Genomic DNA, 22,024 nt, shown 5'->3' on the forward strand with positions numbered 1-22,024 from the left:
CGATATGTTTCAAAATATTGGAGTACCCGGTTTAATTCTTATACTTGTTATCGCGCTGATCATTTTTGGGCCATCCAAACTGCCTGAGATTGGACGAGCATTCGGAAGCACGCTGCGAGAATTCAAGAATTCAGCAAAAGACTTGATGTCTTCTGATGAAAAAGAATAGAAAACACCAACGAAATAATTGAGGCAGGGTGCAGGGGAATCCCTGCACTCTTTATTCTTGAATAAGGAGGGAACGCCGTGAATGACAACGAAATGATGTTGACTGAGCATTTAGGTGAGTTAAGAAAACGAATTTTAATTACTCTAGGTGCATTTCTTGTCTTTTTCTCTTTCGCATTCTATTTTGTGGAAGACATTTATAACTGGCTCATTAGAGATCTAGACCAAAAGCTTGCCATACTTGGTCCGAGTGATATTTTATGGGTATATTTTATGATCAGCGGTGTTGCAGCTATTGCTCTTACGATTCCGATTGCGGCCTATCAAACGTGGCTGTTCGTGAAGCCCGCACTGGGCAAGAAAGAGCAGCGTATCACACTATCGTATATTCCAGCATTGTTTTTGCTGTTTATTAGCGGACTTTCATTTGGCTATTTTGTCGTTTATCCTATGGTGCTGCAATTTTTAATGAAGCTTTCAGCAGGACATTTTGAAGTGTTTTTTACCTCGGAGAAATACTTCTCTTTTGTTGTGAACTTGACCCTGCCATTTGGCTTCTTATTTGAAATTCCTTTAATTGTGATGTTTTTGACATCGATCGGCATTCTTAATCCTGTTATGCTTGCGAAATCGAGGAAGATTGCTTACTTTGGGCTGATTCTCGTTTCCATTACCATCACACCTCCAGATTTTGTATCCGATTTTCTCGTGACCATCCCGCTATTATTTTTATATGAGGTGTCTATTACTATTTCTAAGATTATGTATAAGAAAAAGCAAAAGCTGATGCAAGCTGAGGCAGCTGAATTTGAAAGAGCATCATAAAAAAAACCCCTTTCAGGGTTTTTTTTTAATTCAATCCAAGGCTTCCGGCACTTGGATAGACATACGGATCTTTAGGTTCTTTCACTTTTTTGTAGTCTTTGACTACAAGGAGGGGCAGCTTTTGGTTGTTAAAGGTCGTTTTATCCAGTGTGCCAGAGATCTCGTACCAAGTATCTTTCTCCCATTTGTGAACGTTTCGCCCTGTAATAATTGTTCCGTATACAGCAGAATCAGCAGAACAGCAGTTCATGGCGAATCGGGCAATTACGATTTGATCTTTAGGCATGTTGTCCTCGCGGTAAACGAATCCCAATGTTTTCATCTCTTTCCCAATAAAACGGTCCAAATAAAGCTCCAGAACACTCATCACGTCAAGAAAGTTTTCTGAAGTCACGGTTACTTTGTCCTTATTGTCCAATATAGAAGCAAATTCTTTATAATAATCATGAACGTCGACATATTGTATAGGATTTTCTTCTGCGATATTTTCTTCTATTTTAGCAATGTAGCCCTCTGGATCTTTTAAATATTCTTCCACATCCACTTTTTGTGTAGGAACCGTTTTGCCGTCTTCTGTTACAGTTGTTGGTTTGGTATATAATCCTGTTCCGTATTGTATCCCTCGCTTTTCCGCGACAGAACTGTCCATAGCTTTTTCAGGCAATATGAAACCTGTTAGGATAGGGATGACAAAAAGAAGATAGACAAAAAAGTGCTTGAAGGAGGATCCGCTCGGCCTGTGATCGATACCGCAATCGCATGCCATTTCTTCTTCTTGCCCTTTTTTTGTACTTCTAAAAAACTGTGAAATGCCTAAAAGACCTAAAACGATTACAGCGAAATAGGCGAACGGCTTCATTTTTGGTGCGATAAAAAGGCCAAGCTTACCGTTGGCGATGAGCCCGACCAGCAAAAGCATAAATCCGATCAAGATAATGCCTCTTATATACGTGTGGAAGCCCCAATCTTGTTCTTCTTTCATAAGAATCAACTCCTTTCTATCCATTCAGTACAGTTTGGTTAAGAAGCATTGAACCGGCTAATACCAGCATTGTGACAATTACCATATAACTCACAATAAACCTTGGTTTAAAGTAAGCCAGCAGCATAATCGTGTTCTTTACATCAAGCATCGGCCCGTATACAAGGAAGGCAACGATTGAACCTGCAGTAAAGGTAGTACCGAAAGATGCCGCAATAAACGCATCAGCCTCCGAACAGATGGAAAGCACGTATGCTAGTGCCATCATGACACTGGTTGAGCGAAAATCATCTGTTGCTACAGAAAGGAGGTCTTTACGGTCCATTAAGACTTGGAACAAGCTCGCAATAAACGCACCGCCAATTAAGTATTTTCCTGTATCAAAAAATTCATCAGATGCATGAAAAAAAGTTTGTTTCCAACGATTTAATTTATTTTGTAAAGGTTTAACGATTCCCGGCCCAACCAGTTCTTCTTTTGTCCATTTTAATTGGCTGCTGCTGTTGCGGAAGATGAGATAGACGGACAGCCCTAGCAAAATGGCTGCTGCAAAAGCAAGTCCCATACGTGCATATACAATATCCATATTGGTGCGGAAAGCGTAAAACGTGGATAAGAAAACAACTGGGTTCAAGATTGGTATCGCAGCCAGCATGACGGCTCCGATATGAAGCGGCATGCCTTTCTTAATAAGACGGCGTACGACAGGAATAATTGCACATTCGCAAATCGGGAAGATTAGTCCTGAAAATGCCGCTGCAACAACTCCGGTAAGCGGATTTCTTGGAATCAGCCGTTGGACCATCTCTTCTGTAACAAATGTTTGAATAAGAGCAGATACAAAGACACCAAGTAAAATAAATGGAAATGCTTCTATTAATATACTAAGAAAAACCGTGTTAACATGAACTAGAGAATTTGGAATTTGTTCAAGCAAAGGCTCAGATTTAAGTTTGTCCATATTTAAAAAACAGGTAAGAAATAAGCCTAACAGCAATATACCGATTAGTTCTTTCCTAAGTGAGTGATTAGTGAATAATACTTTCAATGATTTTCCTCCCTATAACCCATGCGAAATGTGTTACAATCTAAATCATAACCATTACGATTTGTGATGTGCAAGTAGTTTCTTTTGAAAAAAGGTGGAATGTTTATGGTTAATGAAAAATTACCTGTATTTATTTTAACAGGCTTTCTCGGAAGCGGTAAAACCACCGTTCTATTACATCTCTTACAAAAGTGTAAAGAAGAGGGATTGCGCCCAGGTATAGTATTGAATGAGCTTGGTTCCGTAAATGTAGAAACTCATTTTTTTGAGAACGAAAGGTTAGTAGAAGTGTTGGATGGATGTATCTGCTGCAGTGTGAAAGAAGAACTAAAGAATGAAATCCGCTTTTTCTTGAAAGAGGAGAATCGTGTAGATATCCTCTTTATTGAGGGAACAGGAGTTGCCGATCCTAAAGAGATTCTTGATGCATTCGTTTCACCCGAACTTATCAAATTCTTTGACGTGCACTCAATAATCAGTGTGATTGACGCAAGCAGGTATTTAGAATATAACAGTCTCTTTTCCAGTTCAAGGGAAATTAAACAGATGCTCCACAGTCAGATCACAAACAGTACCCTGCTTTTGTTAAATAAAACGGATGCCGTGTCATCGGTCATAAAAGAGAAAGTTCTGAAGAAGTTAGAAAAGCAAACAGAAGGAAAAATAGAAATTATTGAAACTCAATTTGGGGTAGCTGATTTAAAAAGGGTTTTAAGTCAAAGGATGATTGATGGCCGGGAAGAAAATGATGGTACTGATAGCCCCACGCACAAAAATCATCTCTTCCGCTCAGTGAAAATTACTGATTTTTCTTATGAAATGGACAAGAAATCGTTAGAAGATAAGCTTTCACTTATTTCCGGCCATGTTATCCGGGCAAAAGGTATTATCACGGCCAAAAAGGAAAGATGGCATTTCCAATATGCTTCGAGGTCATTATCTTTTCAGCCTTACACAGGCACTGCGGAAGACTGCATTGTTTTAATCGGGACTAAATTGCCAGTCACCACAATAAAAGAAATCTTTAATGTTAGATAAAGCATAAGTGTCTGTTTTATCAATGTGTACATGTCATACTTACCTCAGTCGCCTTCGGAAATCTGATAACATTCACTAAAAGAGTTTCTTTCATATTTTATGAACGTATAATCGTTTACATGTAAGAAAGGTATAAAACGAGAACAAGAGCACAGGATGAATCCTGTGCTCTTGTTCCGTATGATCAATATTTACCCTCTATATCCAGACAATGCTTGTGCAACTAGGCGCTTTGTGATTTCTCCGCCAACTGAACCGTTTTGGCGCGCTGTTGTATCTGGCCCTAGGTTTACCCCATACTCGCTTGCGATTTCGTACTTCATTGCATCAAGTGCTGCCCAAGTTCCTGACATGTGCTGTTGATTTTTCGCCATTTGGCATTCTCCTTTTAGAGATGTATTTTTGTTGCTTATGTGTAGTTTGCATCTCCTTATGAAAATTATACGCATATTTTCATAAATACTTTTTAAAAGACGGCGAGTATGCAAAACTAATAAGGTGAGATAAAAATAGAAATGGGGAAAACACAATGAAATTAATCATTGCCGAAAAATTGTCTCAGGCTCAGGCACTTGTGGCTCCCTTTAAAAATGTAAAAAAACACAAAGGTTTCTTTGAAATCCCTTCCAATGAATTTTTTCCTAAAGGCGCGTATTTAACGTATTGTGTCGGCCATCTATTAGAGCTTGTTAAGCCTGGAGACTATAAAAAAGAGTGGGAAAAATGGAAGCTGCAGGATTTGCCGATGATTCCAGAGCGGTTCAAGTTCAAAGTATCTCCATCTAAATATGAGCAGTTCAACATTATTAAAAAGCTCGCGTTCGACCGCCAAGTGACCGAGATCATTGGTGCGACAGATGCAGGGCGTGAAGGGGAGCTGATCTACCGGTCACTGCTCATCACGATTCAATGCAAGAAGCCGGTCAAACGATTATGGATTTCCTCGTTGACTCAAAATGCCGTACTAGAAGGATTTCGAAATTTAAAAGACGGCAAAGACACCATGCCTGTGTTCTTGGAGTCTTATTCAAGAGCCTGCGCAGATTGGCTCGTAGGGTTGAACACGACAAGAGCGTTCACCCTTCTCATGAAAAAGAAGGGCGTAAAAGAAGTATTCGCGACAGGGAGGGTCATGACGCCAACGATCGCCATGATCGTTCAGCGTGAACATGAGATCGAGCAGTTCAAGCCGGAAACGTTCCATGAAATACTTGCTGACTTTGATCTAGACGGAAAAGTGTATTCCGGCAAGTGGCAAAAAGGGGATCAGTCCCGCTTTAAGCAAAAAGAGGAAGCAGAAGAAATTCTGCAGCAGATCAAGAATCAACCTTGCGAAGTGTTCTCTGTCAAAACAGACCGTAAAGAGTACCAGCCGCCATTGCTGTTTAACTTATCCGCGCTGCAGGCGAAGGCGAACCAAATTTACAAGTATTCACCCGAAAAGACGTTGAACATCACAAGCGGCTTATATTTAAAGAAGATTGTGAGCTACCCTCGTTCGGACAGTGCCTATATTACTGAGGAAGAAGCGCGCGGAATTCCGCATATCTTAAATAAGTTAAGTTTGTTTGAGGCGTACGAGCACATTCTACCTGCGCCAAAGCGCTCGATATCCGGCAACAAGCGGTTTGTCGACGCGTCAAAGGTCAGCGACCATTATGCCATCATTCCGACCGAGAACGTCGTGAACCCAATAAAGCTAAGTGGCGAAGAGCGAAATATTTATGACCTGATCGTCAGAAGTGTCATCGCGGCGCACTATGATAAAGCAATCATTGATACAACGACTATCCACACAGCTGTGAACAGCCATCAGTTTGTCAGCAAAGGGAACGTGATCGTGCAGGAGGGCTGGAGAAAAGTTCTCTATGATAAGAGCGACAAAAACGATGAAGATAAAGTGCTGCTGCCGAAAGTGGAAAGCGGCGATAAAGGCGCCGTAAAAAACGTGAAGGTGAAGGATGGCAAGACTCAGCCGCCGAAACGGTACACGCTCGGTAACTTGATTACACTGATGAAAACAGCAGGGAAGACGATTGAAAACGAAGAACTGAGCAAGGTGCTGAACGAGGCAAAGGGACTTGGAACAGAAGCGACAAGAAGCGGCATCATCAAGAAAATTGAAGCCCTGCATTATATTAAAACACAGAAAAATCAGGTGTTTGCAACCGAGAAAGCGAAAACATTGATCGCTGCCATCGGGAAAGAGTCGATTCTGACATCGCCTGAGACAACAGCCGTATGGGAGCAGCGGCTCGCTGAGATCGGAAAAGGTAAGGCCGATGCCAAAGCGTTTATGGATCTGACCAAATCAATGACTGAAAAGGTGATAATTGATGCAGTAGAAGGATCAAAGGAATGGGTCGTCTCCCCGTCTGCCGCTTCCTCTACTGCTAAGAAAACCTACGAAACTGTCGGCAGCTGCCCGTTCTGCGGCAAGGAGATGTTCTTTAGCAAGAAAAGCCAGTTCTATGGCTGTACAGGCTATAAAGAAGGGTGCAAGTTTACCATTTCCAAGAAGATTGCCAGAAAAACACTGACCGACGCACAAGTGAAAAGACTTCTCGAAAAAGGGGAGACCGGCCTGCTGAAAGGCTTTAAGAAAGCGGATGGCAGTCCGTTCAGCGCAGCACTGATGCTGAATAAAGAAGAGCGGAAAATTACGTTTAAAAAATAACAAGGCGCAGCCGTATTAGGGCAGCGCCTTGTTTTTAGTGTATTGAGGGAGTTGGTGAAGCAACATTCTCAGATGTGTTTTCCGGATAACCTGCAACAGATGGCCGCATCGGCAATGTGATCGTAAATGTTGTTCCGTTGCCAAGCTCGCTTTCAACGTTTATGGTGCCTTTATGGTTTTGAATGATTTTAAAGCAGATCATTAACCCAAGCCCTGTGCCGTTGCTTTTGGTTGTATAAAATGGTTCTCCGAGCTTCTTTACTTGTTCTTCCGTCATGCCGACTCCGTTGTCCTGTATCGAGAGCAGCACATTTGTTTCGGACGTTTTAACAGATAATCTGATCTCCCCGCCAGATGGAATGGCTTCGATCGCATTTTTTAAAAGGTTGATCATGACCTGTGTGAGCTGATTCTTTTCACCGTAAACCTCAATGATGTCAGCATCCGTTTCAAACGTGATAGCGACGTTTCGTAAATTCACTTCAGGCTGCAGGAGTTCCATCACATTCTTTGTGTTTTCCACAAGATTAAACCAGCTGAAATAGACAGCATGAGGCTTGGCAAGGACCATCAGTTCACTGACAATAAAATTAATGCGGTTGATTTCTGTTAAAATAATATCTTTAAAGAATTCATTTTTCTGTGGATTCATTTCGTCAAACAGCTGAACGAGACCGCCGATAGACGTGAGCGGATTGCGGATTTCATGTGCGATGCCGGCAGCTAATTCTCCAATTAGTGAAACCTTTTCAGACTTTAAGAGAATTTCTTCCGTTCTCTTTTTCTCCGTCACATCATATTGAATCGAGATATGCTGATACATCACGCCATCCTGGTCGAGGAACGGAACGATGGTTGTATCGACCCAATAGAGCGATTCGTCTTTTGCTTTGTTGCAAAGTTCGCCTTTCCAGACACGCCCAGACTGAATTTCGTGTTTGATGTTCTGAACGAATTCTTCTGAATGGACACCAGAATACAGAAGCTCGCCATGAGACTGGCCGATCAGCTCGCTGCGGTCATATTTTGTGATGTTGCAGAAATGGTCATTTACTCGAAGAATCCGGTCAAATTTATCCGTTACGGTAAAGATAGTCCCTTCGTATAGGGCATTTTTCAGGTTGTTTAAATTGGCAATCGAGATATCCAAGTATTTATTCGTATGCTGAAGTGCATTTTTTGTATCCGTATTTGCTTTAGTGTAATGAGATACCACGGTGTTTGCCGCCAACTCGGTCAGAATCGTAATGACTCTAAGACTTTTTACAGCCTCTGTTGCAGAAGGGGAGTAAGATTCGGATTCTTTCTCAATACAATCATAAAGTAGATTCCTGGTGTGCAAGATAAAGTGAAGGGAGTGGTGAAGCGGAATGTTGGAACCGGATGCACGGCTTCCAAAAGCATCCGCCCATTTTTTAATCTTTGTTTCAAGTGCCATGCTTTCATCAGATAGCGCTTCTCCAATATGATAAACAAAGGTTTCCATCCAGTCCGATACTTTGACCGCATAGTATTTATATTCCTCTTCCAAATTTTCGATTGGCGGAATCGTGCTGACAAACAGGGCGTGGTCTTTTAAGATCTTCATGCCGACGGCTCTACGAAAATCCTCCATAATGGCCCTCCTAATAGATGTTCATCCATCATTTTTAGTATAGGTTACGTATTCTCAAATTCTACCATTGTATGAACACAGATGGTAGAAGGAATTGCTACGTACATAATGTAAATGCTGAAAAATTGCTGATTTTAAAAGGAAATACGGTCCCTTTTACGAATGTAATAAGTGGCGATTATATAAATATTAAGAAAAAGAGGAATGTTCATGGAGATTACGGCATCTGAAATGAAAGGCACAGCCATCCACATCCGCTTATTGACCGAAAGTGATGCGGAGGCGATGCTTCAGCTTCAACTGGAAAACAAAGCATTTTTTGAATCAACCTCTGCACAGAGAAGCAGTGAGTACTATACGCTTGGAGGCACGAAGGAAAGAATCCGTTCTTATACCGAAGCAGCTGAAAAGGATTATGATTATTATTTTGGCATATTCAAGAATGACGGCAACGGTCTAATCGGCACCATCAATCTATTTGCGGTCATGCGCGGCTCGATTCAAAGTGCGTACGTCGGGTATGCCCTTGATGAGAAGCATAATGGCCAAGGCTATACGACAGAAGCGGTGAAGCTAGTAGTGGACTATTCGTTTAATGAACTGAAGCTGCATCGTCTCGAAGCTGGAGTGATGCCTCATAATCTTGGTTCGCTCCGTGTACTCGAGAAAGCTGGATTCGAAAGAGAAGGGCTGGCAAGGAAGAACGTGAAAATCAACGGAAAGTGGGAGGACCATGTTCAGCTCGCGATTGTAAATCCCAATGATTAAGGAAAATCCATTAGACATTAAAATAAAAGCTGCAAAGAGGTTCATGGAGAACCTTCTTTGCAGCTTTTCTTACTTAAAAGCACATAAAGTTGCGGATCTGATTGTAGTTGTAGCGGACTCTTTGAGAGCGGTTGCCGCGCCAGATGTAGCCGGAAACAGAGTTAACGCGGATTTCAGTTGGATAGAACCAGAAATCCCTGCCAAAGGGTCCTTGAGACCGCAGTCCTAAAAGTCCCCATCTGCCCAAACAGCGGCACATCATCGAGCGGATTTGCTGCGGCGAGGAAGGCGGTGATGAGAAAAACGATTGAGGCACTTGAGACTGAGAAAGCTGCTGAGGTGGTGCATACGTTGGTGAATCATCTTCAGGCGGACCGAACGAGGGTCCACCGAACTGAGCAGACTGATCGTACTGACCATATTGCCCGCCGTACTGATCACCATATTGACCATACGGGTTAAACATTTGCCGATCATTCATAAACCATGTCCTCCTTTTGTGCAAAGCTATGGTATGTTATGCGGACACGGCCTGTTATGAAGCTTGTATACTATTATAAACAATAATTTCATGTTGACACTTTTCAGAGGATTTATTACACTATAAACGATATTGATAATCATTTTCATTTGAGGCTTTAAACAATAACTTTACATAAAGGTGGGGGAGGCATGTCCAGGCTATATGCTGAGAAATTAACGATATCTTACGGTGAACGAGACATTGTTCAGAATCTTGATCTGTCCATTCCGGACGGTAAGATTACGACCATCATTGGACCGAACGGGTGTGGAAAGTCGACGGTGTTGAAAACATTATCTCGTATTCTAAATCCAAAGTCTGGTACTGTTTACCTAGATGGCAAGGCGATCAGCAAAGAGAAGACGAAGGTTATTGCTCAAAAGCTGGCCATTTTGCCGCAGTCTCCTGATGCGCCAGAGGGACTCACGGTCGGAGAACTTGTCTCCTATGGAAGGTTTCCTTTTCAAAACGGATTCGGAAAACTGACTAAACGGGATCTTGAAGTGATTGACTGGGCGCTCGAGGTTACAGGCATTCTGGAATATAAACATAAGTTAGTAGATTCCCTTTCAGGAGGACAGCGGCAGCGCGTTTGGATTTCCATGGCGCTAGCACAGGAGACGGATATCATTTTGCTTGATGAACCGACAACCTACTTGGATCTTTCGCATCAGTTGGAGGTGCTTGAGCTGCTGCAGAAATTGAACAGAGATGAAAAGCGCACTATTGTCATGGTCATTCATGATCTGAACCATGCGGCAAGATTTGCGCACCATATGGTAGCCATGAAATCCGGATGTATTGTAAAAGAAGGAACCACCGAAGACGTGATGACGAAGCAAGTGCTTCGCAATGTTTTTCACATTGATGCTGAAATTGGAACGGACCCTAGAACCAAAAAGCCTGTATGTATAACATATGATTTAATCAAAAATGTTCAGTTAGTCGAAAACCTGGCGTAAACAGACGCCTTTCTATTTTACATTCAATTGAGAATGATAACCATTACCAATCATTGGGGGATATAAAAATGAAAAAAACAAAACAACTACTGCTTAGCTTCATGGTTATGCTGCTTGTGTTCGCACTGGCTGCATGCGGCAGTTCAGAAAAAGAGACAAGTTCGGATATTAACGATCCTAAGAACGAAACAAGAATATATAAAGGTGAGAACGGTAAAGAAGTTGAGGTGCCTGCTGAACCGAAGCGTGTGGCGATGATGGCGGCTACATATGCTGGGAACTTGCTGGAATTAGGCATCACGCCGATAGCGGTGAACGAGTTTCCGAAAAAGAACAAATTTTACGGAAACAAATTGGACAAAGCAGAGGTCGTTACAGCTGATTCTTATGAAAAGCTGCTTGAACTTGAACCAGATTTAATCATCACTTATTCAGATGATAAGAACATTAAGAAATACGAAGAGATCGCGCCGACGGTCACGATGACGTATGACAAATATGATTACATGGAGCAGCACGTCAAAATCGGTAAGATGGTAGGCAAAGAGAAACAAGCGAAGGCATGGGTGAAAGAGTGGAAAAAGAAAGCGGCTAACGCACGCGAGAAGGTAAAAGCGGCGATAGGCGAAGATAAAACGTTCATGGTCATGGAAGCATACGGAAAAGACATGTATGTGTACGGTAACAACTGGGGCCGCGGGACAGAAGTCATCTATCAAGCTCTCGAGCTGAAAGCACCTAAAAAGCTGGAAGAAGATGTGTTCGGCCCTGGCTGGAAAGCTATTTCTACTGAAGTGATTCCGACTTATGCGGGAGATTATATTTTTGTGGGAACAGGTGCCGGCAACCCGGATAACTCGTTCATGGAATCAGATGTTTGGAAAGAGCTTCCGGCTGTAAAGAATGGGAACGCAATTAAGTTTGATTCTGAATCATTTTATTTCAATGACCCGATTTCTTTGGAAAAAGAGCTGGACATTATTGTCGAGGAATTGACGAAAAAAAAGTAATGCAAAAATAGACTAAAAGGATTAGAGTCGATGTTCAAAACAAAGACACAACGTATTGATGAGCATAACGTGTATTCGCGGGCTGGCGCAGGTACAGCCATCCTGATTGCTGGTTTTCTGCTGCTGCTGGCAAGTGTCGCGTTCGCGATCTCTGTAGGAGCCGCTAAGATTCATTTTCTTACAGTCTGGAACGCTGTTTTGAACTATGATCCATCTCGGGAGGCTGACCGTATTATTGTCAGCCTGCGTTTGCCGCGTGAAATTGGGGCGGCAGTGGTCGGGGCAGCGTTTGCCGTAAGCGGAGCAATCATGCAGGGCATGACAAGAAACCCTCTTGCTGATCCTGGGCTGCTCGGACTGAACGCGGGCGCCAGCTTCGCGCTTGCCTGTGTTTTCGCTTTTTACGCAGACGCCAATTATTCCACTGTAATGCTTGTTTCTTTTATTGGAGCAGCAATCGGTGCACTTATGGTATTTGGCTTAGGCTCGATGAGCAGAGGCGGCCTTTCACCGATCCGCATTACTTTGGCTGGTGCCGCTGTCACAGCATTGCTCTCATCGCTTGGCGAAGGCATAGCACTATACTTTCAACTGTCGCAGGATCTTGCTTTCTGGACAGCAGGCGGTGTTTCAGGAACAACCTGGGCACAGCTCAAGATTATTCTGCCCGTCGCTGCGGCTGGAATTTGTATCGCCATATTGTTTTCTAAACAGCTGACGATCCTGAGCTTTGGAGAAGAAGTAGCAAAAGGACTCGGACAACGTACGCTGCTGACAAAGTCGGTTCTTATGTTGGTTGTGCTTGTCTTGGCGGGTGCGGCTGTCTCGCTTGTTGGAGGTATCGCTTTTGTCGGTCTCATGGTGCCGCATATCGTCCGTTTTCTCGTCGGGACAGATTACCGCTGGATCATTCCGTGCTCGGCCATTTTCGGCAGTGTGCTCATGGTGCTCGCGGATACGTTCGCCCGCACCATCAACGCACCATATGAAACGCCAGTCGGAGCTGTCGTTGCTATGATCGGCGTTCCTTTTTTCCTTTACCTTGCTAGAAAGGGAGGAAGAAAGCTGTCATGATTTCTGCAAAACAAGTGAAAAAAGTAAGAACGATGACTTCTGCAGCGGCTGTGACGCTGCTTGCCGTCTTTGTGGTCAGTGTCGCCACAGGATTAGCCTCACTGACACCGGAACAGCTTTTTAGGACAATAATCGGACAGGGAACAGCAAGAGAAAACCTGATTTTGTTTGATTTCAGACTTCCTAGAATGATTGTTTCCATACTTGCCGGGATGGGACTCGCGATTTCAGGCGCTATTTTGCAAAGTGTTACAAAAAACCCGCTGTCTGATCCAGGCATTCTCGGCATTACTTCCGGATCGAGCCTGATGGTCGTCTTATATATGATGTTTTTCAGCTCAGAAACATCTCACTTTTTATATGTTCTTCCGTTGTTTGCCTTAGCTGGCGGACTGGCAACAGGGACTGTCATTTACGTTATGTCGTATAGAAAAGGCGAAGGTGTGGAGCCGACACGTCTTGTCCTTGTTGGTGTTGGACTTGCTGCGGCGCTTTATGGAGCGACCTTAACGCTGTCGACCAGGATGGAGCGCGAAGATTATTCGTTTGTGGCCAACTGGCTCGCAGGAAGAATATGGGGTGACGACTGGACGTTCGTTCTTAGCTTGCTTCCATGGATTCTTTTTCTCATACCGGTCACAATCATGAAATCAAACGTACTGAACACACTGAACGTTCATGAGAATGTTTCCATTGGTGTGGGAGTGAACGTAGGAAAAGAGCGGATCTTGCTAATCGTTATAGCAATTGCGCTTGCTTCGGCTTCTGTGGCAGTGAGCGGCGGAATTGCCTTTATCGGATTGCTCGCCCCCCATATTGCCAGAACCCTCGTTGGCCCGAGGCATCAGTCATTGCTTCCGCTCGCTGCCCTTACAGGGGCTATACTGCTGCTCGGTGCGGACACGATTGGCAGGGTGATGCTTGATCCAAGCGGCATTCCGGCAGGTATTATCGTCTCCATTCTAGGAGCACCTTATTTTATGTATCTATTAACAAAAAGATAGACAACAAAAGCCATCTGCTCCCCTTTAAGAAGCGATGGCTTTTTTGTTTGGCATTATTGCATCATCTGTTTTACAAGTTCACGGTTGCGCGCTTTAAACACGTCATTATGTGAAGATACCATAGCAGCAGACTGTGCGTCGGGCTCGATGAACTGCTTGGCTTTGTTCACCGCGTTTGCCGCATCTTGAAAACAGCCTGTAATCAAGTTAAGTTTTCCGTCATGTTTCAGGATGTCTCCGGCCGCATACAGGCCAGGGACTGACGATTCACTGTTAGCATTTCCTCTAATATAGAAGTGATCAGCAAGCTCGATATTTAATTCGCTGTTCCCAATCAGAGAAGTATCTTGTTCATAACCATGATTGATGATGACCTCATCGATTGGTAGATAGGAGATTTCACCTGTCACATGATTCGTTAACTCGATCTGTTCGATGACTTCATGATTCGGACATGCGAACAGCTTAGAAATAGACGTGTTGAAAATACAGTCTGCACAGCTGTTCATCAGCTGTGTAACCTGAGCTTCATGTCCTGATAGTGTACCTTTTCGGTAGGTCAGGTACACTTTTTTCGCGATCGGCACGAGCTCGTTCGCCCAGTCAATCGCTGTATTTCCCCCGCCGGAAATAATGACCGTTTTATTTTTAAAATGCTGAAGCGATTTTACCGTGTAATTTAAGTTCGAGATTTCAAACCGTGCTGCTCCTTCTATATCAAGCCGCTGCGGATTTAGAATGCCGCTGCCAACAGCCACGATAACGGTCCTGGAATAATGCAGTGTGCCGCTTGCGCCTCTCAAGATAAAGTTTCCATCCTCAGCACGCGAGAACGACTCTACTTTTTCATTAAGAATGACTTCCGGATCAAAGGTAAGTCCTTGTTCTACTAGTTTCTCAATAAGCCTTGCTCCTGGAAGGGGAGTCTGTCCTCCAACATCCCAGATCATTTTCTCAGGGTAAACATGAATCTTGCCGCCTAAATGTGGCTGGTATTCGATTATTTTTGTTTTCATTTCTCTGAGTCCGCTATAAAAGGCAGAATAAAGTCCTGCTGGTCCACCGCCAATAATGGTTACATCATATATGTCTGTATGTTTCATAATATGCTCCTCCTTTATGAAACAATTAGTATTGATTATCATTCTCATTTAAAATATATAATGAAATCTCTTTATTTACAATATATTTTGTTATTCATGCAATCAGAAATCGCACAAATTCCATTATTGGAATAAATGGAAAAATGGTAAAATAGTTTGGAAAAGTTTGTTCTGTACAAGTTCAATAGAAGGACTACTAGAGGCTAAGGTAGCGTGCTTATTAACTAAAAAGGGTATATACCTTATAGATTGCATGAATAGGAGTGTGCTGATTTTTGATTAAAGCGATTTTGTTTGATTTGGACGGAACACTGCTGGACCGTGATACATCGGTAAAAAGATTCATAGAGGATCAGCATTCACGGCTGAATGACGTGCTGTCACATATCCCGAAAAAACTTTTTGCAGACCGGTTTATCGAGCTTGAGCAGAATGGCTATGTATGGAAGGATAAGGTTTATCAAAAGTTGGCGGAAGAGCTGGCGGTCCGAAGAATACCCCCAGGCGACCTGCTCGAAGACTATTTAACTCAGTTCAAGCATCATTGCACACCATTTCCTAACCTTCACGAGACATTGGAGGATTTGAAAAAGAAAGGATTTTATTTAGGGCTGGTGACGAATGGATATGGTGTATTTCAATATGATACGATCAGCGCATTGGGTGTTAAACATTACTTTGATACGATTCTCATTTCAGAGATGGAGGGTCTTCGAAAGCCGGATCCTCGCATTTTTGAGAATGCAGCTCAGAGGTTGAATGTGAAGACGTCAGAGTGCCTGTTTGTCGGTGATCATCCTAAGAATGACATTGAGGCTGCAAGAAATACAGGCATGACAGCGGTATGGAAAACAAGCCGGCATTGGGATACAGCCGAAGCGGCCCATTACACCATATCTGGCTTGGACGAGCTGAATGTCATCCTAGAAAAGATGGAGAAGGCTGTACAGTCTTATTAATGTAAACTTCATTTTTAAAAGAGAGGAAGAATGCAGCATGACATCAATACGGACAGCTTATGCTATGAAAGCAGACCAAGAACGATTACGTATTTTCGACTCCAATCGCATCCCTGTTGGCACAGCATCCCGCTCAGAGGTTCATGAAAAGGGCTATTATCATGAAGCGTTTCACTGCTGGTTTGTGAGTAAGGAAGATAATGAGCACCACATCTATCTGCAATTACGCAGCAAAGAAAAGAAGGATCATCCTGGATTGTTTGATATCACTGCTGCAGGCCATCTAACGGCAGAGGAAACAGTCGCTGACGGTGTTCGTGAAATAAAGGAAGAACTAGGGGTTGACGTGCCATTCGACAATCTCCAGCCTCTCGGTATGATTCCGTATCATTATAGCAACGGAGGGTTCATTGACAACGAACTCGCACATGTATTCCTTTATCAACACCGATTTGGCTTCCATGATTTCCAACTTCAAACAGAAGAAACTGAGGGGATCGTGAAAACCCTGCTTCACGATTTTTCTGATCTTTGGAATGGACATACGAAGTCAATTTCCTTAACGGGAGTAAGGCTGTTGACGGACGGCAGCGTTGTCCCCCTTCAACTGCGTGCTGACAGTAGCTTATTCGTCCCTCATGAAATTTCGTATTATCGAGCAGTACTCGCTGCGATTCAAGAAAAATTAGCAACATGAAAAAGGGGGAAGCTTTCTGTATTTAAGAGAGATAGACTTAGATCTGCCTTATAAAGAAAATAAGGATTTCATTCATGCTTTACATGCAAAACAAAAGAAGAGTAAAGATGAAATGATTCGAATAGATTATGAACGAAATTGGAAAGCGAAACGAATGAAGTTTCGGGATGAAATTCGATGTATGGCAGACCTGTATTTACAGCAAATTGGGAAATTCCAAACACAAGAAACAAAAAAGATTATCGTAAATTGTGTAGAGAGCGATAATGATGAAGTAGGAAACCTTGATGGCTTCACTGAAGTAGAAGCAGAATTCGACTATGAACATTATGCCGCATGCTGCAAGGATGAAAAAAAGAAAATAATCGTAGAAACGCTTCATAATGGGCTGTTAAAGGCAGGGAAGTTCTATAAATGGGATCTAACCATTCTCATGCAGGCTTACCGGTCTGTTGTTGAAAAAAAACATAAAAATGAATATGTTTGGAAACAAAAGAGCTCTCCTTCTAGAGCTTACAGAGCAGAAGTATTCTGCCGGCATGATCTAGATACCTACACAATCACAATCAATGTGTTGGACAGAAAAACCGAGGAATGGGTGAAAAGTGAAAAGCTGATCTCTGAAATTCCGAATGAGTTTGCTTTTGCTCAACATCTCGGCAGCTTGAAATGGTTATCCAACACGGAGGTATGCTTGGTAAATCAGAATAAAACAAAACAATGGATAGTCAGTGTGAGGTAATTTTTTCACGTTCGCAGAATGACTGGACATTAGTAAAAGGGCTAGCCGCATTAATGTGCTAAGCCCTTTTATTGGTTATCTTTTATTTGTATCGGAAACTGAATGAAACAGTCCTGCCGCATGTACAGGTCCGAAATAAAGCAAGTTGGTGATGAAAATCGCAATCTCCTCATCACGAAGACTCATTTCAGTGTCAATCCAGTGTGAGAGCAGACCTAGCTGTGCAGAACTCATGAACGCAAACAGGTAATCTTGCGGGATGTTATCCTGCTTAGTCATATGCTGCACCGCGTTTTGATAGATATGCTGCTTCATGAACTCTTTAAACTGGCCGGGAAATGACGCATCGCCGTTCGGCCCGAACATCACTCGGAAGAAATCAAAATGCTTAGCCAAATAGCGAAGCACAGTCAAAACAGGTGGAAACGCTTGGCCGTTTTCTGCATACGTTTTAACCTCTGTTATTTGTACTGTCCCTATTTCCCTTGCAAGCCCTTCAAGAATTTCAATCTGTATTTTCTCAACAAAATCAAAGACATCACGGTAATGCAAATAAAATGTTCCTCTGTTAATATCCGCCCGCTCACTCAGATCACTAACTGTTACTTTCTCCATTCCTTTTTCTTCAATCAATTGCAGAAGTGCCTTTCTAAGCTCTTGCTTCGTCTTTTTCTTTCTCCGGTCCATCGCTTCACCCACACTGTTTCACTCCTTTATCAACACTTTTTCTTTCACTGTTCATTATTCAACAGTTCTCGTTGTATTAACGATTGAATGTAAGCCCACACTGCATATACTTAACAGTGTAATCATTAATCAACAATCTGTTCAATAAAAAAGAAAAGGAGAAAACAACATGAAGGATATCATGCGCTTCTTTCAACAAAAAATGACGTGGCTTGGTCTCATTATCGTCATCGCCGCTATCTCGGTTATCGGTCTTGCGCAGATCGGTTCAACGTCTAATCCAGTGCCGAAAAATATGCCTGTCGCCTTCATTCAAAACGACCAGCCTTTTAGTTTGCCGAATGGCCAGAAACTTTCGATAGGCAATCAGATTGCCGAGAAGATAATAAGTCAACGAGGAGAAAAAAAACCTATCCAGTGGACCTTACTAAAGGATAAAGAGACAGCAATGGATGAACTGAATCAAATGAAGTATTACGCTGTACTGTTCATTCCGGATCAGCTGAGCCAAGATGTAGCCTCATCACTAAGTCCGAAGCCACAGAAAGCCGAAGTGACCATATATATCAACCAAGGAAAAAATACGACAGGTGCCAATCTCGTCAGACAAGGAATGGAAGGCTTGACGGATACTATGAACGCAGCACTTCGCGCGCAGCTGTTATCTGCGATTAAAGTGCAAGGCGATCAACTGAACACCGCTCAAGCTGCCGCACTGTCTGAACCGATCACGTTTAAACTAGAAAACGTGAATGCTGTTCCTCCTAAAAGCATGAACGGCAACGCACCTGTCGCTTTTACCATTCTGGCTTGGTTCGGTGCGATCGTTGCATCAGTGTCTCTTTACACGGCATCAAAAAAAGCCACTTCTGCAGCGAAAAGGAGTAGTAGCGGTATCATTGCTGCTCAATCGGTAACTGGCGTGATTTATGCGATGACAGCTGCCCTCATCACGCTGCTTCTCGCAAAGTGGCTTGATCTGGCTTTGCCTGATGCATTAACGTTTATCACTTATTTCTTTATCATCAGTTATTGCTTCTATTGCATCCAGTCTGCGTTGCTGAACGTCCTTGGACTGTCGGCTATGCCACTGTTAATCTTGGTTTTCTTTTTCGGCTCACCAATCCTATCATTACCCGAAGAGATGCTGCCCCCCTTTACGCAAGACTGGTTATACTCATGGATACCGCTCCGATTCGGAGCAGACGTCTTCCGCGACATTCTCTATTTCGGAAATGACATGAACCTTGAAACACCTTTAACAATCCTTATTACCGCCGCTGCCATATCACTTGGAGTAAGCCTGTTATCTGCCATCATTCCATCAAATAGAAGACAAACGAAAACTGAAAAAATCTAGCAGCACCAACCCATTTCATGCAAATGGGTTTTTTTATGTATGTTTGTAACCTTTTTATGAAAATGTAAAGGTTTCGTGTGAATACTTCCAAGGTGAGAGGACTTTTCTTCATTCGCAAGAAACAATGAGGGATAAACGTGTTAGGAGGACCTGCTATGATAGGGAAAACACTAGTACGCAAGCCGTACGTGACAACTATGTGGGAAAAAAACCCGATGCTTTGGAAATGGTTAATTGATTGTGGCATTTTACTCAAATATAAGACGTTAAATGTTGATAAGCTACCAAATAAAATTGTGTTAGAATCTTCACTAATCCTTTATGTGGATCCAGATGAGAATCGCGGGAGAGCGCTGCTGATTTGCAATGGCGTAACGCAAAAGCGATTAAATAGTTTCTGGAGCATGGCGGTTGAATGGGTCAATCCTGATGTGGTCATTGATGTTGGTGTGAATTACGGAGAATGCCTGTTTTCTGTCTCTTATCCTGCTCATGCAAAAATTTACGGTATAGAAGCGAACCACCGTCTTCTGCCATATATTGAACAATCAAGAAACACTCACCCAAATCAAACTCAAATCACCATTGTTAACGCCTTCGCCTCAGAACAGAATAATGTGCTGAAGGAATTCTTTGTAGACAAGCATTGGTCAGGGACGTCTTCCGCATCTTACATGCCATCTCATAATATGATTGAAAAGGTTTCCGTCCCTTCCATAACCATTGACTCTTTAGTAAGGGAAGTGCCGATCCACGAAAAAGTCCTCTTCAAAGTAGATGTGGAAGGATACGAAGCCTTCGTCCTAAAAGGAATGAAAAAGCTCTTGAGCTCTTGTGATACGGCACTAGGTTTTGTCGAATTCAACAGTGAGTACATTACGAAAGCCGGAATATCGGCAAATGAATTTCTTGACGACTTACAAACACACTTCACGATCTGCTTTTATAATGCAGATGATGTGCTAGTAAAAGGACACCAGCTGAATTTAGAAGGATTACAGTCCGTGTTTGGTACATCTAGTGTTCATACGGATCTCGTACTGGTCAAGAATCAGGTCTTGATGGATGCACTTGAATTCCAGATGACGATCCAATAATTGAGACAAAAAGGCGCAGCCTTATGAAATATAGGGCAGCGCCTTCTTTTTATTTCAGATCAGCTGGATACACTAGCCCAATCTGTCTGCGGCTTTCGTCCATGACTTCCATCACAATTTTTGAATGAGCATGTGAATTAATACGCGATTCTCGTTCTCCAGCCCGAACTAATTCCATGAATTCCTTCGCCTCGTAAAACATGCTTGGTTGGTCCTGTGTGACGGAGATATCCTCCCTACTGCCATCTTTATAGCGAATCTCCACCTTATCCATTTCCAGCATGCTGTGAATCAGGATGCTGCCGTTTTCTCCCTGAATTTCACTGGGCATATAAGAGTTTGAGATCTTGGAATACATTACAACCGCCTCTTTGTCAGCATAGCGCATCACGATGCTGCCTTCGCCGTCCACTCCGGATTCTAGCATGTACGCGTTTGCCTTCACACCATCCGGTTTGCCGAACAGCACGACCATCGGGTATAAGCAATAGATGCCAATATCCATAAGTGATCCGTTGGAGAATTCTGGCTTGAACGCGTTCAGCACCGATCCTTCCTTATATGCGTCATAGCGCGAAGAATATTGACACGCATTTCCAACAAACCGTCTAACAGGCCCGATTTTTTCTAAGCTGTCCCTTATCCTTTGAAAGTTTGGCACAATCGTCGATCGCATGGCTTCCATTAATAATACACCGTTCTCACGCGCCGCAAGCGCCATCGCTTCCCATTCTGCGCGGTTAGACGCTGCCGGCTTTTCCACTAGCACATGCTTATTATGCTTCATCATGATAATTGCCTGTTCCGCATGAAGTGAATTCGGGCTCGCGATATATACCGCATCAAATACATCGCTTGTGGCCATCTTTTCCAAATTGGTGAAGATAAATTCTGCGCCGTGTTTGTCAGCAAATTCCTTCGCCTTTTCATGTGTTCTGGAATAAACCGCAGTCAGCTTAAATTCCTCATTGCGTTTTGCAGAATCAATGAAACGTTCAGTGATCCAGTTGGTGCCTATAATAGCAAAGTTCATGTTTAGTATCCTTTCATACTCGATCATTCTTAATAGTGTTACACTATTAGCTAGACTTTCCATACTAAACATACCACAGGAAAAAAACATACTGCCAGAACGATACTTTGATATGATACTAAAAAATCACCAGGAGGATTAAATACATGCCAACATACCATAAACTAGTACGTGACCGCATCCCCGAGATCATCGGAAAAACAGGAAAAATTTTTCATACAGCTATATTAGGTGAAGTAGAATATAAGGATGCTTTAAAGAAAAAATGCTATGAGGAATTGGCCGAGTATGAGGCTGCCAAATCAAATGAAGAAGCAATTGAAGAACTGGCAGATCTACTAGAGTTATTGCATGCTTTAGCCAACGTTCATGGTGTGGGTATCGATGATGTTGAAGAATTGCGTCAGCAAAAGGCTGAAGAACGAGGAGAATTTCAAAAAAGAATTTTTCTTTTAGAGGTGGAACAATAACATAAAAACATTTGTCGAAAATAGTCGTCAAAAATAGGAGAAAATTGTAAATTTAACGGTAGACAGTTTTCTGAAAATTTTGTAATATATTCCTTGAAAGGAGGTATTTGGTCATATAGTTAAGGTGTTTAATAGGTAATTGGTAATATCTTTTTTTGAGAAACCATTTTAATTGGAGGCCA

At 42.6% G+C, this 22,024-nt stretch carries 23 protein-coding genes; 15 read left to right on the top strand and 8 right to left on the bottom strand.

From position 1 onward, the window contains the following. Positions 1-4 precede the first annotated feature (4 nt). Positions 5-169, top strand: coding sequence for a twin-arginine translocase TatA/TatE family subunit (locus ACFQPF_RS01360; protein WP_379745374.1), 165 nt, complete (start codon positions 5-7; stop codon positions 167-169). 77 nt (positions 170-246) lie between these two features. Next, positions 247-993 (top strand): twin-arginine translocase subunit TatC, encoded by a 747-nt coding sequence (gene tatC, locus ACFQPF_RS01365; protein ID WP_379745377.1) that lies wholly within the window; start codon positions 247-249, stop codon positions 991-993. Positions 994-1,018: 25 nt separating this feature from the next. Here tatC and ACFQPF_RS01370 read toward each other — a convergent pair whose 3' ends face one another. Both ACFQPF_RS01370 and ACFQPF_RS01375 read right to left on the bottom strand, forming a co-directional pair. Then, entirely contained in the window at positions 1,019-1,975 is a 957-nt protein-coding gene (locus ACFQPF_RS01370) for a TIGR03943 family putative permease subunit (RefSeq protein ID WP_379745380.1), read from the bottom strand. A 16-nt stretch (positions 1,976-1,991) separates the two neighbouring features. Next, positions 1,992-3,023, bottom strand: coding sequence for a permease (locus tag ACFQPF_RS01375; protein ID WP_379745383.1), 1,032 nt, complete (start codon positions 3,021-3,023; stop codon positions 1,992-1,994). A 105-nt stretch (positions 3,024-3,128) separates the two neighbouring features. Here ACFQPF_RS01375 and ACFQPF_RS01380 point away from each other — a divergent pair, with 105 nt between their 5' ends. After that, on the top strand, positions 3,129-4,061 hold the full coding sequence (locus ACFQPF_RS01380) for a CobW family GTP-binding protein (protein ID WP_379745386.1): 933 nt from the start codon (positions 3,129-3,131) through the stop codon (positions 4,059-4,061). Between the two features lie 191 nt (positions 4,062-4,252). Here ACFQPF_RS01380 and ACFQPF_RS01385 read toward each other — a convergent pair whose 3' ends face one another. Then, a complete protein-coding gene (locus ACFQPF_RS01385) occupies positions 4,253-4,435 on the bottom strand; it encodes an alpha/beta-type small acid-soluble spore protein (RefSeq protein ID WP_379745389.1) in 183 nt (60 codons plus the stop codon). A gap of 155 nt (positions 4,436-4,590) precedes the next feature. Between ACFQPF_RS01385 and ACFQPF_RS01390 the strand changes: the two genes are divergently transcribed. Further along, positions 4,591-6,738, top strand: a complete 2,148-nt coding sequence (locus ACFQPF_RS01390) for a type IA DNA topoisomerase (protein ID WP_379745392.1) — start codon at positions 4,591-4,593, stop codon at positions 6,736-6,738. A 34-nt stretch (positions 6,739-6,772) separates the two neighbouring features. Here ACFQPF_RS01390 and ACFQPF_RS01395 read toward each other — a convergent pair whose 3' ends face one another. Continuing rightward, entirely contained in the window at positions 6,773-8,353 is a 1,581-nt protein-coding gene (locus tag ACFQPF_RS01395) for an ATP-binding protein (protein ID WP_379745395.1), read from the bottom strand. A 210-nt stretch (positions 8,354-8,563) separates the two neighbouring features. Between ACFQPF_RS01395 and ACFQPF_RS01400 the strand changes: the two genes are divergently transcribed. Beyond that, the gene (locus ACFQPF_RS01400) at positions 8,564-9,121 is read left to right on the top strand and encodes a GNAT family N-acetyltransferase (RefSeq protein WP_379745398.1); all 558 of its coding nucleotides are present in this window, start codon (positions 8,564-8,566) and stop codon (positions 9,119-9,121) included. Positions 9,122-9,194: 73 nt separating this feature from the next. On the opposite strand, the gene ACFQPF_RS01405 is transcribed toward ACFQPF_RS01400, so the two are convergent. Further along, positions 9,195-9,587 (bottom strand): hypothetical protein, encoded by a 393-nt coding sequence (locus ACFQPF_RS01405; RefSeq protein WP_379745503.1) that lies wholly within the window; start codon positions 9,585-9,587, stop codon positions 9,195-9,197. Between the two features lie 206 nt (positions 9,588-9,793). Between ACFQPF_RS01405 and ACFQPF_RS01410 the strand changes: the two genes are divergently transcribed. The 4 genes from ACFQPF_RS01410 (at position 9,794) to ACFQPF_RS01425 (ending at position 13,694) form a co-directional block, all read left to right on the top strand. Further along, positions 9,794-10,606 (top strand): ABC transporter ATP-binding protein, encoded by an 813-nt coding sequence (locus ACFQPF_RS01410; RefSeq protein WP_379745401.1) that lies wholly within the window; start codon positions 9,794-9,796, stop codon positions 10,604-10,606. A gap of 68 nt (positions 10,607-10,674) precedes the next feature. Continuing rightward, positions 10,675-11,616, top strand: a complete 942-nt coding sequence (locus ACFQPF_RS01415; protein ID WP_379745404.1) for an iron-hydroxamate ABC transporter substrate-binding protein — start codon at positions 10,675-10,677, stop codon at positions 11,614-11,616. A 30-nt stretch (positions 11,617-11,646) separates the two neighbouring features. Further along, positions 11,647-12,690 (top strand): FecCD family ABC transporter permease, encoded by a 1,044-nt coding sequence (locus ACFQPF_RS01420; RefSeq protein ID WP_379745407.1) that lies wholly within the window; start codon positions 11,647-11,649, stop codon positions 12,688-12,690. Then, positions 12,687-13,694, top strand: coding sequence for a FecCD family ABC transporter permease (locus ACFQPF_RS01425; protein ID WP_379745410.1), 1,008 nt, complete (start codon positions 12,687-12,689; stop codon positions 13,692-13,694). The genes ACFQPF_RS01420 and ACFQPF_RS01425 overlap by 4 nt, the downstream gene beginning before the upstream one ends. Before the next feature lie 53 nt (positions 13,695-13,747). Here the strand turns inward: ACFQPF_RS01425 and ACFQPF_RS01430 are convergent, their stop codons facing one another. Next, positions 13,748-14,797 (bottom strand): NAD(P)/FAD-dependent oxidoreductase, encoded by a 1,050-nt coding sequence (locus ACFQPF_RS01430; protein ID WP_379745413.1) that lies wholly within the window; start codon positions 14,795-14,797, stop codon positions 13,748-13,750. Between the two features lie 275 nt (positions 14,798-15,072). Here ACFQPF_RS01430 and ACFQPF_RS01435 point away from each other — a divergent pair, with 275 nt between their 5' ends. The 3 genes from ACFQPF_RS01435 (at position 15,073) to ACFQPF_RS01445 (ending at position 17,195) form a co-directional block, all read left to right on the top strand. After that, a complete protein-coding gene (locus ACFQPF_RS01435; RefSeq protein WP_379745416.1) occupies positions 15,073-15,756 on the top strand; it encodes an HAD family hydrolase in 684 nt (227 codons plus the stop codon). A 37-nt stretch (positions 15,757-15,793) separates the two neighbouring features. Next, entirely contained in the window at positions 15,794-16,453 is a 660-nt protein-coding gene (locus tag ACFQPF_RS01440; RefSeq protein ID WP_379745419.1) for an NUDIX hydrolase, read from the top strand. A 112-nt stretch (positions 16,454-16,565) separates the two neighbouring features. Continuing rightward, a complete protein-coding gene (locus ACFQPF_RS01445; protein ID WP_379745421.1) occupies positions 16,566-17,195 on the top strand; it encodes a hypothetical protein in 630 nt (209 codons plus the stop codon). A 75-nt stretch (positions 17,196-17,270) separates the two neighbouring features. On the opposite strand, the gene ACFQPF_RS01450 is transcribed toward ACFQPF_RS01445, so the two are convergent. Further along, complete coding sequence (locus ACFQPF_RS01450) at positions 17,271-17,894, bottom strand: TetR/AcrR family transcriptional regulator (RefSeq protein WP_379745424.1); 624 nt, start codon at positions 17,892-17,894, stop codon at positions 17,271-17,273. 157 nt (positions 17,895-18,051) lie between these two features. Between ACFQPF_RS01450 and ACFQPF_RS01455 the strand changes: the two genes are divergently transcribed. Continuing rightward, positions 18,052-19,242 (top strand): ABC transporter permease, encoded by a 1,191-nt coding sequence (locus ACFQPF_RS01455; RefSeq protein ID WP_379745427.1) that lies wholly within the window; start codon positions 18,052-18,054, stop codon positions 19,240-19,242. A gap of 155 nt (positions 19,243-19,397) precedes the next feature. Beyond that, positions 19,398-20,339, top strand: a complete 942-nt coding sequence (locus ACFQPF_RS01460) for an FkbM family methyltransferase (RefSeq protein ID WP_379745430.1) — start codon at positions 19,398-19,400, stop codon at positions 20,337-20,339. A 49-nt stretch (positions 20,340-20,388) separates the two neighbouring features. Here the strand turns inward: ACFQPF_RS01460 and ACFQPF_RS01465 are convergent, their stop codons facing one another. After that, the gene (locus ACFQPF_RS01465; RefSeq protein WP_379745432.1) at positions 20,389-21,372 is read right to left on the bottom strand and encodes a Gfo/Idh/MocA family protein; all 984 of its coding nucleotides are present in this window, start codon (positions 21,370-21,372) and stop codon (positions 20,389-20,391) included. A 146-nt stretch (positions 21,373-21,518) separates the two neighbouring features. Here ACFQPF_RS01465 and ACFQPF_RS01470 point away from each other — a divergent pair, with 146 nt between their 5' ends. Beyond that, on the top strand, positions 21,519-21,842 hold the full coding sequence (locus ACFQPF_RS01470; protein ID WP_379745434.1) for a pyrophosphohydrolase domain-containing protein: 324 nt from the start codon (positions 21,519-21,521) through the stop codon (positions 21,840-21,842). Positions 21,843-22,024: the final 182 nt, after the last annotated feature.

The organism is Fictibacillus iocasae, assembly GCF_042665465.1.
Taxonomy (GTDB): domain Bacteria; phylum Bacillota; class Bacilli; order Bacillales; family Fictibacillaceae; genus Fictibacillus; species Fictibacillus iocasae.